Genomic DNA, 14,780 nt, shown 5'->3' with positions numbered 1-14,780 from the left:
TTGGTTGAGGTAATGATTGGTCAACTGTATTTGATTCGACAAATGTTGGTTGAGGTAATGATTGGTCAACTGTATTTGATTCGACAAATGTTGGTTGAGGAGATGGGGATGTATTGGATTGGTTTGATTCAACAACTGTCGGTTGAGGAGATGGGAATGTATTGGATTCAACTAGTTTTGTTTGAGATTTGGGAAGTATAAATTTGGCGAAAACAGTTGCGATCGCCAAATTCAAAATAGATGGTATGATGGGGATCCATCCTTGTTGAGTAAAGAGAAACGCACTACTACCTAATAAGACTATAGTAGCAATTCCTCCTCCCATTGATACTTGCCAAGTAGGGCGAAATTTCCAAGCAATTAAGCCTCCCACAACTCCCCACCCAGATATCCATAGCCACTCGATTAATTCTGACCAATACCAAATTTGAGGGCGTTTATCTAAGACATTGCTAAGTATTTGGCTGACAGTCCAACCATGAATTAATACTCCTGGTTTAGTCCCAAAAGGGGTTTGATGGATGTCATTTTTAGTGGTGTATCCAATCAAAACTACTTTGTCTTTGACTAAATCTGGATTAATTTTATTATCTAATACTTTGGCTAGAGAAATAACTTCTGCGGGCTGTTGATGATGATAATCTAAGATCGTCTGGTAGACCCCCGTGTCTAAATTGTGATAACCTCCTGCATTAGATTTTAAGGTAGCAAAATTAGTCTCTCCTAAACCTATATTTCCTTGAATTATTTCTGCGGTATCGATAAAAATATTTTCAGTTTGTAAATAACTTAATGCTGTTAAAAAACCCAAGGAAAAAGGGGAATTACACAAGGGTTCTTCGGTAGTTTCAAAATTATCTGAATTAGGCGATCGCGAGGATGAAGATTCGGCAACGGGGATACTAGAAATCGGCGTACGACGGATAGTTTCTCCCCCCAATAGATTAACTTTGTCTGCATCTAAGTTAACAAAACCAACAGCACTATCAAGATCGATAATTGGTGGCGGTGCTATTCCTGCTTGTCTGCCTTGAGAAGGTAAGGCGCAAGAAAAAATAATTGGTTTTATTTGTCCTTCTAAGGGTTCGTATAAATTATTGGTATAGGAGATTAATTCTTCTCTTCCCTCGCCAATGGGAATATCTCTTAAAATATCAATACTAATTACTTTCGGCTGATGTTGTTGTAAATTTTTAATTGCTTTCGCTAAACTTCCATCAGAAACTTTATCGCTATTGAGCTTTTGGAGAGAGCTATCGTCTACAGCAACTAATAATATTCTAGAGTCTGGATCTTTTTGGGCATTCGCTCTAACTAAATAATCGTAGGTTAACAATTCTCCCTGTTCAAAAAAACCTTTTGCCCGCAAACCAATTATTAGACTAGATGTTAAAAAACTAGTAGCGATCGCAATAGAAATTCTTTTTATATTTAGCTGCTGAGATTTCTTCATGAACCTCTCTATATAATTTAAGCTTAAAACTAACTATCAGTATTTTGTCAGCACAACCTTAACAAAAAATAGTTATATTGTCGTCGCGCTTATTTTTTTAACTGGGCTTATTTATAAAACTAAACTTTTGACCAAAAATTTTCGATTGGCGAAAATTCTGGAGAGTAGGGAGATAAATAAATTAGTTTTGCGCCTACTGATTCAATTAATCTTCGGATGATTTATATATTTGGATTACTCTTAGTTGATTTCTACTTTTATTGGTTCAAACTGGCTCTTACTTCGGCGATCGCTTTCATTAATAGAAGAAGATCGGTTTTTGACTGCACAAAACCAAAGGATTGATAAAAAGCTGTAACCTTATCGTTGAGAGCTTTGACTACAACGGCTTTAGTGCCAGCAAGATCGGAAACTTGAATTGCTCTTAAGAACATATCTTTGATTAAAGCTCTGGCTAATCCTTTTCCTTGATGAAGTTCATCAACAGCTAGCCTGCCTAAAACTATAGCTGGAATCGGGTCTGGCATATTAGGCTTGATTTTTCTTACCGCCACCGAATGTTGAATACATCCTAAATGAAGAGAGTAATAAGCTACTACTGTGTTATCACAGCAAACAACATAAGTTCTACTAGCATCTCCTAGATCGTTTTTAAGAGCGCGTTTTATCAGCCAATCGTTAAGAGAAATTTCACCACAGTCAAAGTTTTCTACAATATGCTTTGTTGAAATACGCTGCGGTGGCGAATATTTTACTGTTCCCAAGGGCTTTTACTCTTAAATAATTTGACTAATTTGGGGTCAGGTTTGTGGTCTGTACGAGAAAGATATTCGCAATCTGCTTCGTCTAAAATGAAAATTTTCTGGTCTAAAATAGTTTGTTCGGCTTCTTTGTAGGCAGCGTCTACCATAAACTCAGTACGAGATTTTCCCCGAAGCTTTGCTGCTTTATCGATTAAATTGCGCCTAACTTCGTCAATTCTCAGATTGACTACTTTTTGTTTTTCAACCGTTGCCATAGTTATTCTCCTGTTTATACCACACATTGTATATACAAAAAACTGGAAAAGCAACCATCGATCGCCTTGCCTAAACTACTAATTCTCCTTGAACTACTGTTTCTAACTGTTGTTCCATTGCAGCAAGACGAGATATTTCTGACCAGGAAGTAACCAAACTATTGTAAGAAATTGCCTCTTGTGTCCAACCTTGTCTGTCGCAAATTACATACAGGCGATAGGCTAAATCTCGACATATTTCGCCTTTGTCTCCCAGTTGAGCCAGTAGTATAGCTGCACCAGTTTCACCCTGTTTATCGAGGGTTTGAATTATTAGCTGTCTTCTACAATGCCTGGGATTCTATTTATCTGCAAGTCCCTTAACTCCTCAATTAATTACTTATATTTACTTTTGCTTCTTCCAGTAAACCAATAACTTCGGCTGCATTTTGGGGTCTATTTTCTGGCGCATATTCCGTCAGGCGATCAATAACTTCGATCAAAATAGGATGGACATCAAATAAATCTAAACCAATAAACTTTTGTTGAACCCCATCATAAAAATTACTCGGAAAAAGCCTAGTCAAAAAAGCAATCATAGTCGTACCAAGGGCATAAAAATCAGACTGAATACAAGCTTTTCCCAAACTTTGTTCTGGCGCGCCATAACCAGGAGTTGCAATGCAGGTCCCTGGAGGAGCAGTTACTTCTTTTACTGCACCAAAATCAATTAGGATGATATCGCGAGGATTTTTACGTAAAATAATATTGCTCGGTTTGATATCACGGTGAATTACGGGTGGATGACATTTTTGTAAATAATCCAAAATTTTGGCGAGTTCCAAAAACCAATTGATAGTTTGTCTAGTATCTTCAGCTTCAACGTGGGCAAAATTTTGTCCGTGAATCAACTCCATAATCAAAGAATAGCGAGCGTCAGTAGCAAAAAAGTCGTAATATTGGGGAATACCAGAATGATGAAGAGAATTGAGTACTCTGGCTTCTCTTTGAAACATTTCTCTAACTTTAGCTTTGTGTGCCAACTCGTTATTGATTTCTTTGAGTACGGCTAATTTTTGATGATGATGGCTATAAACTAAATAAGTAGTTCCCATTCCTCCTACGGCTAAAACTTTAATCACTTCATATTCCCAACCATTATCGGGATTACAAATAGTTCCTTGACCTGCAATCAAATGTCCATCTAAACGACAGAAATGAAGGCAAGAAGGGTTGGGACGACAACATTGTAAAGCTTGAACCATTTTAGTTAAAAGTAGTTAAATAGATAAAAAATTACAGCAATTATTAATAGTAACTAATAGTATTTTTGCTAGTTTTTCAATTTAGTTCGACAGTGAATTTAACAGTTTGACTGCGACCAAAAGCGATCGTGTCGCGATCGCGAATTTCCTGACGAAATCGAGTTCCAGGTTTGATGGGCTTGCCATTTAACCAAGTACCATTAGAACTACCTACATCTTCAAGATAGTAGCGATTTTGTTCCCAATGAATTGAAGCATGAATCCGAGAAATTAGACTGGCATGAGCAATATTAGTCAAATCGATGTGGATCGGAAACTGTTCGTTGACTCTGCCTATATTAATTGTTGTTTCTTCTACAGGCAATTCATATCTGGTGTCTGTATCTTGACAAATCAAGGCTGCTTGGGGTGACTCCACCGCAGTGGGGGGAGAATTAACAGGAGAAGAGGAAACAGGTTCGTCAGACTCTAAGCAGGTTGGTAAGCCCATAGGTGCGGGGGGATTGAGACTTTTTTCTACCTTATGCTGTATGGTGTCATCTAATTCGTCTAATTTTTCGGTTAAATTTGACGATAAATCTTTGGTTGACATTTCTATGTCAAGATCTTCTTCATCGGAAAGAAAGCCCTCGTGGAAAAGAGTAGCTGCCAAAAGTTCTACTCCACAAGCATCACAATATTGTGCGTCCTTTTGATTATCGCGATCGCAATTAGAACAAAGAATGGACATAAAAGTAATTTTTTAACTTTTTTTGTCAATGAATACAAATAACTCCAGGTTAAATCTAAATTACTGAATGCGCCACTATATTTTCGACCTCAAAATTTCTTCTAAAGCGAGCTAAATTTACCTAGTGCTGTCGAATCAATTCCTATTTGCTGGCGAACGGATATAACTTTAAAAATATTTACTAGCACCGTGCTAACCGCAGTCGCAGCAGCAGCACCACTCAATCCCCACAGAGGAATCCAAAACCAGTTTAAAACAATATTTGACAATACATTGAGGGTACTAGCAATCAAGTTGAATTTTTCGTTACCCGTCATGGTCAATAAAACCCCCACCGAACCCGATGCAATGCTAAATAGTTGTCCCAAGCACAAAATGCTTAAAGCCGACCTTGCTTGAGTAAATTCGGCCCCAAACAACGATAGATACCAGTGACCGCCAAAAATAAAAAAAGCAGCCAGAGGAAGGGAAACCAAAAGCATAATTCGGGAACTTTGAGTAACTACCTGCTGCATTTCTAGTTTTTTATTTTGTGCATACAAGCCAGCTATATTAGGACTCAAAACGCTATTAACCGCAGTGAGAACAAATGCCAATAACTGTACTCCCCGAATCACGGGACTATACAAACCCGAAGCTTCTGCACCGATAATTGTTCCCAACATTAGGGTATCACTGCGGGAAGTTATCACATACATACCCCCCAGAAGCATAAATGGTAATAGCTTACTCCGCCAAACTTTTATATCGTATTCCCGCTGGGCTTGTTTTACTTCTTGGGGTAAATTTTTTTGTAATAAGTAAATGCCAATCAAAAGGGTAATGAGAGTCGCAATTATCCTCGAACCCAATACCATCGAAGCCGTTAAATGGCGATCGCTCAATAAATACCAAGCCCCCGATATACCCATGACCAAAACAGGGACAAAGATCATTTCTGGTAAAAGTCCCATAAATACCAGTTTCAAACCCTGCATGGCTGCCAGACGGACGTTTCGCAGGGCAGAAGTGGGCAACAGGGACATCGCCAAACAAAAGGGGAGGAACATCTGGGATTGAACTTCGAGGTTCAAATTTGCTACTATGGCGATCGCAATTAAGGCGATCGAGATCGAACTTCCCAACACCACAAAATTCGACCAACGTAGAATACCCCCCAACAAACCCCAAGCAGATTTGGTTCGATATACCGCAACTTCTCTAACTATTAGGGTATCTAGTCCCAGAAGTGCGGGAATAATCAATAAATCGCGCCAAGCCAAAGCATAGGTATAAACTCCAAAGTCCGCTACCCCCAAAAACCGAGCGAGGAAGATGTTGAGTATAAAACCCAACCCCGATGCTGCGATTTTCAACCCCATCACTCCAGCAAAGCTTTTGAAAAGACGATTTTTGAGCTTTTGGGGAACCCAGGAAGTAAGGAATTTTGCCATTAATTAATTAACTAATTAAAATATATACTTGAGATTTTTAAAATACATTTCGATTTCGACCCAAGCTCCTTGATAGTGAATCGCCAAGATCGCGCCTAAAAGTTTGATTTTTTGTATCACTGTTAAAGAACGATCGCATTCCTTGAGTTTCTCTAAAGCAGACTTGGTGGGGGGTTTCAAACGCCAAATAATTGTGAGTAATTTGCGTCCATAAAAGAGCAACTTGCTCTGGCTAGATAATCGATCTACTTCATAACCCCCCATTCTAGTTCGAGCTATTTTCTGAGAAATTTCTTGCCAAGAAGATCTGGCGGGATGAGCAATACAAGTATCGGAACTATAAAGCAAAATATATCCGTGACGAGATACTCTTTGACCCCACTCTTTATCACCCCCAGACTTAAGCTCACCATTAAAATAGCCTACCTCTTCGACGACCTTTTTCCAGGTAAACATATTGGCGGTTGCACCATAGCGATATTGTTCGATATATTTTTTCTGATTGAGAAAAGTGGCGCGATCGTAAAGTTCTACTGTAGTTGGGCGTTGGGGATTTTGATAAAAAAAGTTGATTTTGCCCGCTACCAAGCCACAATTATCTACAGAAGACAAACATTTGACCCCATTAGCCAGCCAATCTGGTTCGGGTATACAGTCCGAATCGGTAAAAGCTAATATTTCCCCTTTAGCAATACTAATACCTTGATTGCGAGCAATGTAAGAGCCAGGACATTCTTCGTAGGAGAGTCTGGCTCGATCAAATTGGGCGATCGCACTTTTGAGATCCTGACTCGAACCATTGTCTACAACTATCACTTCATATAATTGAGACGGATAGGTTTGCTTGTCCAATGCCGATAGGGTTTGGCACAATCCTTCTATATTGTTTAGTACGGGAATAATTACCGAAACAAATTTGTCCATAAACTCAAATAAAGCTTAATTTAGAATTTAAAAGCATTTTTTTTATCCCAAGCAAATAACATCAAGCCCGTGGTAGACAGAAAAGTGAGTGCTAATGCCCCGATTAAAGGTTTTCTGATATCATCTGGATTTCTTTTATCTGGGAGACTTGGGGAAGATAGGATCTGAATATCGGGAAATGCAGGAGAAGAATCCCCCGCGATATCCAATCCAGCTGCTTTAGATGTTAAAAGTGCTTCGGCGAATTGAATTTCTCGTTGCAAGTTTTCAAAAGGAATTTTTTCTTGGTTTAGTTTTTTGATTCGAGCATCTAACTCGGAAATCTGTCTGTCCAAAGCTTGCTCTTTCTTGGCTAGTATTTGTTGACTGTTGGATGCAGACAAAAGGCTTTTTGCCATGCTTTCAACATCTTTTTGCCCAGTATTATCTTGAAGACTAAGTTTTTTTAACATTTGGCGATCGATTGGCTTGTCAATTACCCATCTACCGCGATCGAACAAAGCCGTTTCTATATCTTGTTGTTTGAGCCGTTCGTCTACCACTTGGGGAGCATTAGCAGTAAAGCGAGATTGCAAAAGAGCTAGATTCCCTGTAATTTGATTGTACTGTTGTAAGTGCTGTTGAAAAATTGAGTCGCCCTGTAGAGCCAACAAATCTTCTGCTTGTTGGGGAGAAAGCCCCAAATTGCCAGAGAGGGAGGCAATCTCTTGGTCGAATCCTGCCAAATCTCGGCTGATACTTTTCTTTTGATCTCGCAGACTTTCAATTCGACCGATTAAGACCTGAATTTGCTCTGGAGAAACTAAATCGGAACTAACAGTATGGTCGTTTAGTTGTTGTTGTAGCTTGGTTAGTTTGGCACGATCTGCTTCTACAGTTTCGCTAGCAGATTCTGTTCTTTGATTTGTTTTATCAACTCTGAAAGACTTAATGGTTTGCAAAATAGATTGGTGGAGAGCTTTGGCTTTAGCTTGAGCCTGTTCGGGACTATCTCCAATAATTTTAAAGGAAATAATTGCCGAACCGTCTACTAATTCGATATCAGGCTCGCCAAATTCACTAGAAGACATTTCCATCGAATCTGCTGCATTTAAGATTACGGATTTGCTACTAGCCAGATATAAAATGTTGTTGCGCGGATCGATATCTTCTACCGCACTATTATTGCGAGCTAGAGCTTCACCGATATTGGGAATTTTGAAATCGACTTTTTCTTCCCCAGGTAAAACTAAAGACCATTCACTGACATAGGTAGGAATTTTGAATTTGAGACTCAATAGAGCTAAAGTCCAGACGGCTAAATTTAAGACAGCCCAACTAGATAGCCAAAATTTCCAGCGAAACTTGGATTTAGCTGAAGATTGACCGCTCAATTCGCTGCCATTATTGCCATTACTGGTAATAATCCCTTGTTCTGAGTCGTCAAAGCCGATCGCTTCGATGCCTTTGTAGTTTGAGCCATTACTAGCAGCAGCATGGGATTTGGATATTACCGAGCTACTTGCCACTGGAGAACCCACTGTCGCCATTTCTCGTAGCAACCCAGGGCCGAGAATTTGGGAATAGCCTTGATGAATAAATTTGATCGAGTTATGCAATTCTTCTGCGGAGAGACTTTTGAGGAGATAGCCTTTTGCTCCTGCATCTAGAGATTTGGCTACATACTCTTGACTGTCAAAACTACTTAGTACTAAAACTTTAGTTTGAGAAAATTTAGAACTAATAATTTTGGTGGCAGCAATCCCATCCATATTGGGCATTTCAATGTCGATTAAAATGATATCGGGATTTAATAGTTCTACTTGTTCCAAAGCAGAATTGCCCTCAGTAGCAATGCCTACCACCTCCATATCGGAATATTGCTGCACCATATAGCGCAGTTTTTCTCGAATTACTTTTTGATCGTCTACGATTAAAATGCGAATCATGTTTAAAACCTATATATTCTAAATTGATAGTATTGATGGCAATTGAGAGATTTTTTAATCCCTCATAAGAATTTTTTATAAATGAAAAAGCTCAATATGATTGGTTAAAATAGTAATTTAAAAAAGTGCAAATGTTGAATAACCCGATAACCTCTCCTCGATCGCGGTAGTTAATATTCCTCAATTGGACAGGGGTTCTTATCTTTTATACATTTAGAATAGTACCAGAATCTTTAATAGTTTTAATGAAAATAGATAAATTTTTTGTTTACTTTAAACTAACCACATATACGAATTTCTAATTAGATAATCTATTCGTTGTTAACAAATACTAGAACAAAGAGATTGATTGCCTTTAGTCACTTGTTTAAAGCAATCTACAGCGGAAAGTTTTTAATAATAGTTGGCTAAATATCTTTCTTAGTTAAATTAATTTCAGCAGTAATTGTAAAACAGAATTTAGATTCTTTTTGGTATAAAAAAGCAACATAGCTAGTTGGAATACGTCGATAATTTTATTTTGGTAATTTTTTGCTTGATTAAAGTTAAAAGAGAATTCAACTCAAAATTGTTCTGGGATGACATCATTTCCCATCTATTCTTGATAATTCGCCATGGTAGGTGGATCATAGCAAAGACGAAACGTTTGATCTGTTGCAGCCATAGAGGATCTCGGAGCAAACTATCGAGACTCAGACCAATATATGGCTTCCATCTCGCGTCGTAAGACATTTCGAGTCTAAAATTAGGCTTGTCTCCAGGAAAATCGTCGGGAATACCCGCCAACTCATAACATTGCTCGAAAGACTCGGGCTTGCAGTCGTATTGATAGAGAAATTCAAAATCAAGTATTTTTAACCCAGAAGAGCGATCGACAATAATATTGGCTGGTTGAAAGTCGATGGGAGCGTAACCCTGCTCGTAAAAAAATCTGAGAGTTGCCATGGCTTGTTTGGCGATCGCCAGAGGTAATAGCTTGCTCTGTCTATTTCTAAACTTCAAAATATCATCATAGTAAGGATGAACTAGATAATTTTCGCCATAATCTAATAAAGGAGGAATTGCCAAACAGTCTTTAGCAAAAGCTTGACTAGCAAAGATTTCTCTTTGCCAGAATTTCTCGCACCCTGGTCTAAAGGTTTTCTGGACTGCCAGGCGATCGCCATATTCAATCACTTCTACCTTCGCCCGTCTGCCAAATCTAGTTAAAACTTCCTTGACGGCATAGTTGGTTTCAAAATTCTGACGCAGTCGATCGATTTTACGTTGCATTTTTTCCAGCTTGCGAGGAAAGGTTATTTCTAGATAATTCCAGGCTTCTCGTTCATTATCGCTAGAGTGAACCGTATTGCATCTTTGGTCTATCTCTAAGGAGCGATTAACGGCATCTCTAATTTTATTTTTAACTCTGATGCGACCGTTGGATAGGTGTGGTTGTTTGGCTAATTGCTCGGCAGTGGGTGCGGTGGGCATTAAATCTAGGGCAACAATTACCATTGCAGGATCTCCTCCAGATTCTGCCCAAGGTCCTTTACCCCAGTTTCCTCCTCTAATTTGATATTTGACTCGCTGGGCTTTTTTCGAGCCTAAAACTTTGATTTTAATTAAGTTAAAGCCTTCTCGTTCCAAAAGTTCGATTATCTCCGACTCTAGGTTGAGGTCTAATGCCTTCTGGCGGATGAAAAATACGGCTAACCCAGTGATATCGACCTTTGGCTTTAATTCGGCGTTTTTTTGAGACCTCTCTTGCAACCAAATATCCCTGCTATCTAAACGAGCTAAAGTATCTTCCGAAGGTCGCCAATTAACGCTGTTGAGCAAACGATCTAAGCCCTGTAGGGTAAGCTCTACTTCTTCTAGATTGAGCGCGTGAGCTAAATTCTGCAAAATATCTCGATATTGATGTTCTGGATCGACCGAGGATTTCTGCGTTGATTGTGGAGTGAGGGGGATCCCTGATTTTTGTCCCTTATGGTAGATTGCGTGATAAGCCAAACTATAAAAATGAAGTTCTGGGTTGGGTACGGCAAAAGTTTCTTTGAGAATAATCGTTCCTGCTAAAATTTGTTCTGCCAACAAAGGAGGATAGTACGCCATATTTTTATAGGCTGTTCCAGGTAAACCCGAAACGGTATAAAGATCGCAGGGAATAATACCTGGCTGTTGTTGCAGCAAAGATTCGACAGTTTCAATGTCTCGATCAGCCACCAACATATCAATATCTTCCCCTGGCATAATTAGGGGTAAATCTTCAAACCAGCGCAAAATTGCATAACTTACCTGCTGTTGATTTAAAGCTTGAAAGAAACTACTAACCCCTAATAAAGGAGAGACAAAGCGTCGGGCGTTGGGAGTTACTCTTTTGAGGATAGCGATCGCCAATACTGGCTGCTTGATGCCTAAATTGTCTTCTAAGGTGATGACTCCTGCTGGCTGAATACGACGAAAAATTGTATTTTTAAACAGCCCAGGCAGACCAACTAGTAAAGCGATGGGGTTTATGGGCGCAAAAAAAACATATCTAGCGTGTTTGTATTCATCAAAAAACCAGATCCGTTCTAATTCCTCTTTTTCTGAAAGAATCAGCAAGTCTGCGTTGTTTCTTTTCAGACTAAAGTAGCGATCAGTTAGCAGGATATATTGCTGCGATCGCTCTTCATCTAGAGGATCTTTGGTCAGCAATCCGAGGTAGTTATTAGCATTGCGATCGCGACAACAATCGGCAAATCTAACTTGAGTAGCAGCTATCTCAATAATTCTCTGGCATTGTTGGAGTTTTTGCTCCAATTTGGCATTTAATTTCCCCCCCAAAAATAGGGATAAAACTCTTAAAATCCAGGCTAATTGAAAAGAGTAAATTAAATTCAACCATCTTTTATTGTTCATTTTGCTTTTATTAATCCTCACTAGGGCAAATGATCCCCTGGGTTCTATAGGTTGAACCTGTCAACCCTCAGTAGGATGGAATCGCAACCAATAGTCGGTAATTAAAACCACATCCTAAACTAAAGATTTTTCCTTAGAAGATTCTTGGGGCGTTACTAATATTTGATTATGCCTTGGGTTTAAGGTTGCTAAAAAAAGTTGTTCGTGAGCTTTGAGATCTTTATCATCAGCAAATTTTGCATCATATCGATCTAAACTGCTTTGCTTCATTAGTTGCAGTTTTGCTTTGTTATGGAGTAACTGAGTCATCTGGCGATCGCAATCGTCCATATCTTTAAAGTAAGCAGCACCTTCTCCTGCAACCCAAGAGTTGAAGGGATTATTATGAGCCAAAACGGGACTCCCCGCCGACATTGCTTCGATCAAAGAAGGGTTAGTACCTCCTACTTGATGTCCGTGAAGATAGAGAGACGCATAATATCTGAGGGCTGTGACCACTTCCTGGTTGTAGATTCCGCCCACAAACATTACTTCGTCGCTGGCTGATTTTAAAACTTCTTTGTGATAGGGGTTTTCTTCTGGTAGATATTTGCCTAAAACTACCAAAGGCATATTTCTTTTTTGACGAGAAAAAGCGGATACTATCTCTAAAATTGAGTTTTCTGGTTCTGGTCTAGCAATCACTAGAGCATAGTTTTGAGGAACGAGATTGTATTGTTGTAATAAGGCGGGGTTTGCCTCGGTGACAATTTCTGTACTGTAGGGAATGACCGCAATCGGCTTAGAAGTTTTTACTTGAGTGCGTAAATACCGTTTGATTTGAGGATGGTCTGCAATTAAATGGTTGCTAAACCAAACCGCACAGCGTTCGTTGATATATAGCCAGGATTTTTCTAAAGCATTCCATTTTTTTCTCCACCATTCCATACCGTCCATATTGGTCATGTTTGTTCTATTTCTGAGACGGTAGAGTAGGGAAAATATCGCAGTGTTATAACCCAGAGTGAGAATTAAGCCTTCTTGCCTGACTGCATGAAAAGCTGCTTTAAAATCGAAGAGAATAGACCAGAATGAATTATCCTTCGGTACGGGAATGTGAACTAGATTAATGCCTTGCCAGATACTATAGCTGAGTTTTTCTTCATCACTCTGACAGTAGACCGTAACCTTCCATCCTCTTCTAACTAAGTATAGGGCTAATCGCTCTGCAAAAGTTTCAAACCCGCCATGACTTCCAGGTATTCCGCGAGTGCCAAGTATTAAAAGTTTATGTTTTTTCATTCGAGTAACTTAGTAACTTAAATGTAATAGAAGATTATTTAGAATAAATACTGAATAAAATACTTACTTAAGCAATTCTCATTAAATATTTTAGGTTATTATGCCTATAAAATATCTTTTAAGTCAAGGGTGTATTGAGTGAAATTACTGATTTGCCCTCAGCAATTTTACTTAAACTGAGTTTATTTTGTGCTGATGATAATTTGTCTCAAAACAATCACCTAAATTTACAAGAATAAAAAAAAAGGCGATCGATCGAACGACAAAAATTTGCATGATTTGTTGCTCGATCGCAGGGGTAGCAACAACTATTTATTTGATCGAAAAATTTGTTTTAAAGAAAAAAAAGAATCCCCTGAAAGCCAATGAATGAAAGGGGAATCGCTTTTAAAATCTTTGTTAAGAACAATACGTTATCAGCCTGATCGAGGGGATAAAAATTAAGTTAGTTTAAGACTATGGGAAATATTCTGCTGGCTATTATCATCAAAGTCGAGACTATCCGTCTGGGAATTAACCAAATAGTCGAATACAAATTAAGTAATTAGTATATTGAAGATAAATTGTCACCTGTGCTACCAAATACAGGAATGTAGCCAAACAATTAAGTAATCCAGGCTATAAAATGTTGAGCAAACATTAAAATAACTTAAGCGATCTATATAATTTTTTGTTCTCTGGAGTTGCAAGAGTTAGAACCTAAAAAAACAAAATAAACAATATATTACAACAATGCTTTCAATTCTATTATAAAATTTGTTATCAAAGGCTTAATCTAGGCTTATCAAAAGCTTAACCTAGATCGAGGTTCGAGGTATACTTTTTAAAAACAAACAGTTTATAGTATTTTTGTATTAATATAATTATAGATGGACAGTCGACCCTTAGTTAGCATTATTATCAATAACTATAACTACGCTGAATTTTTGGATGAAGCGATCGCCAGTGCGTTACAACAGAGTTATACCAACATCGAGTTAATTTTAGTAGATGATGGTTCTACAGATGATTCGAGGCAAATTATCGCTAGTTATGGCGATCTCTTAATTCCTGTTTTCCAAGAAAATGGCGGACAAGCTTCAGCGTTTAATGCAGGTTTTGCTGCCAGCCAAGGGGATATTATATGTCTGCTCGATTCTGATGATGTTTTTCTCTCCCACAAAATTGCGGAAATTATCGCTGTTTTTAATAATAATACCGATCTTGGTTGGTGTTTCCATTCTGTGAGCTTGGTTGATAAACGCACGGGGAATTTTCTTGGGGTTAGCGAAGAAGAGGGATCTCGCGAATGTGATTTTAGAGAGAAGATGAAGCAAGGTAAATTATCTTTTCTCGCCCCGCCTACATCTGGTTTGTGTTTCAGGAGATCGCTCCTCCAAGAAATTTTACCAATGACTGAAACCTTAAGAAGGGGGGCAGATCGATATCTAGTCGCGATCGCACCAGCGTTGAGTAAAGGGTTTTATTTAGATCGGAAACTAACTATACAGGGAATACACCAAAATAACGGTAATACCCTTCAAGAAGGCAAGAAATTTGCCAGAAGGAGAGCTTATAAGGCGATGACCGTAGCTTATTTTATGAGATTGAAGTTACCAGAATTTTACAAGATTACTGATAGAATATTCGCCAGAGGTTTAGGAATATATATAAATTTGATTTTGAAAACTGGACAACAACATCCAGAAGAAAAAGAATTGATTACTAAATATTTGTCTTTGAGTAATATTCTCACCAAAATCAAGATATATTCTATGGCTTTCTATCAATATAGACCTTGGAAAAAAGACAATTCCCTCGTACAGTATGAGAAAAAAATCAAGCAATTAAAATGTTGAAACTTTATTTTCTTTATATTGTTCAATACTTTTAATTTTTGCTTT

The 14,780-nt window shown here is 38.3% G+C and carries 11 protein-coding genes and 2 pseudogenes; 1 reads left to right on the top strand and 12 read right to left on the bottom strand.

Going from position 1 to position 14,780, the window contains the following annotated elements; translation table 11 throughout:
• The 12 genes and pseudogenes from I4641_RS05675 to I4641_RS05625 form a co-directional block, all read right to left on the bottom strand.
• Window positions 1-1,453, bottom strand: a 1,453-nt coding sequence (locus I4641_RS05675) for a CHASE2 domain-containing protein (RefSeq protein WP_229639501.1), incomplete at its 3' end; no start/stop codon positions are given.
• 122 nt (window positions 1,454-1,575) lie between these two features.
• Window positions 1,576-1,671, bottom strand: a pseudogene (locus I4641_RS05670) (transposase); the annotation flags it as partial.
• Between the two features lie 39 nt (window positions 1,672-1,710).
• Window positions 1,711-2,217 carry a GNAT family N-acetyltransferase gene (locus tag I4641_RS05665; protein WP_229639500.1) on the bottom strand — a complete coding sequence of 169 codons (507 nt, stop codon included), beginning with the start codon at window positions 2,215-2,217 and terminating at the stop codon, window positions 1,711-1,713.
• Entirely contained in the window at window positions 2,205-2,471 is a 267-nt protein-coding gene (locus I4641_RS05660) for a type II toxin-antitoxin system TacA family antitoxin (RefSeq protein ID WP_229639499.1), read from the bottom strand. Before I4641_RS05660 ends, I4641_RS05665 begins: the two co-directional genes overlap by 13 nt.
• 70 nt (window positions 2,472-2,541) lie before the next feature.
• Window positions 2,542-2,790, bottom strand: a pseudogene (locus I4641_RS24115) (DUF8807 domain-containing protein); the annotation flags it as partial.
• Between the two features lie 52 nt (window positions 2,791-2,842).
• Window positions 2,843-3,715 (bottom strand): serine/threonine protein kinase, encoded by an 873-nt coding sequence (locus tag I4641_RS05655; RefSeq protein ID WP_229639498.1) that lies wholly within the window; start codon window positions 3,713-3,715, stop codon window positions 2,843-2,845.
• Between the two features lie 76 nt (window positions 3,716-3,791).
• Window positions 3,792-4,445 carry a double zinc ribbon and FHA domain-containing protein gene (locus I4641_RS05650; protein ID WP_229639497.1) on the bottom strand — a complete coding sequence of 218 codons (654 nt, stop codon included), beginning with the start codon at window positions 4,443-4,445 and terminating at the stop codon, window positions 3,792-3,794.
• Between the two features lie 101 nt (window positions 4,446-4,546).
• The gene (locus I4641_RS05645; RefSeq protein WP_229639496.1) at window positions 4,547-5,878 is read right to left on the bottom strand and encodes a flippase; all 1,332 of its coding nucleotides are present in this window, start codon (window positions 5,876-5,878) and stop codon (window positions 4,547-4,549) included.
• 15 nt (window positions 5,879-5,893) lie between these two features.
• The gene (locus I4641_RS05640; protein WP_229639495.1) at window positions 5,894-6,802 is read right to left on the bottom strand and encodes a glycosyltransferase family 2 protein; all 909 of its coding nucleotides are present in this window, start codon (window positions 6,800-6,802) and stop codon (window positions 5,894-5,896) included.
• A 20-nt stretch (window positions 6,803-6,822) separates the two neighbouring features.
• Window positions 6,823-8,730, bottom strand: a complete 1,908-nt coding sequence (locus I4641_RS05635) for a response regulator (protein ID WP_229639494.1) — start codon at window positions 8,728-8,730, stop codon at window positions 6,823-6,825.
• 492 nt (window positions 8,731-9,222) lie between these two features.
• A complete protein-coding gene (locus tag I4641_RS05630; protein WP_229639493.1) occupies window positions 9,223-11,616 on the bottom strand; it encodes a hypothetical protein in 2,394 nt (797 codons plus the stop codon).
• A 114-nt stretch (window positions 11,617-11,730) separates the two neighbouring features.
• Complete coding sequence (locus I4641_RS05625) at window positions 11,731-12,897, bottom strand: DUF1972 domain-containing protein (protein WP_229639492.1); 1,167 nt, start codon at window positions 12,895-12,897, stop codon at window positions 11,731-11,733.
• An 869-nt stretch (window positions 12,898-13,766) separates the two neighbouring features.
• On the opposite strand from I4641_RS05625, the gene I4641_RS05620 reads away from it, so the two are divergent.
• The gene (locus I4641_RS05620) at window positions 13,767-14,735 is read left to right on the top strand and encodes a glycosyltransferase family 2 protein (RefSeq protein WP_229639491.1); all 969 of its coding nucleotides are present in this window, start codon (window positions 13,767-13,769) and stop codon (window positions 14,733-14,735) included.
• Window positions 14,736-14,780: the final 45 nt, after the last annotated feature.

This window comes from Waterburya agarophytonicola KI4 (genome assembly GCF_020640915.1).
GTDB lineage: Bacteria > Cyanobacteriota > Cyanobacteriia > Cyanobacteriales > Xenococcaceae > Waterburya > Waterburya agarophytonicola.
Note: the sequence above shows the minus strand (reverse complement) of the source record. Positions and strands in the feature narration are given on the sequence as shown.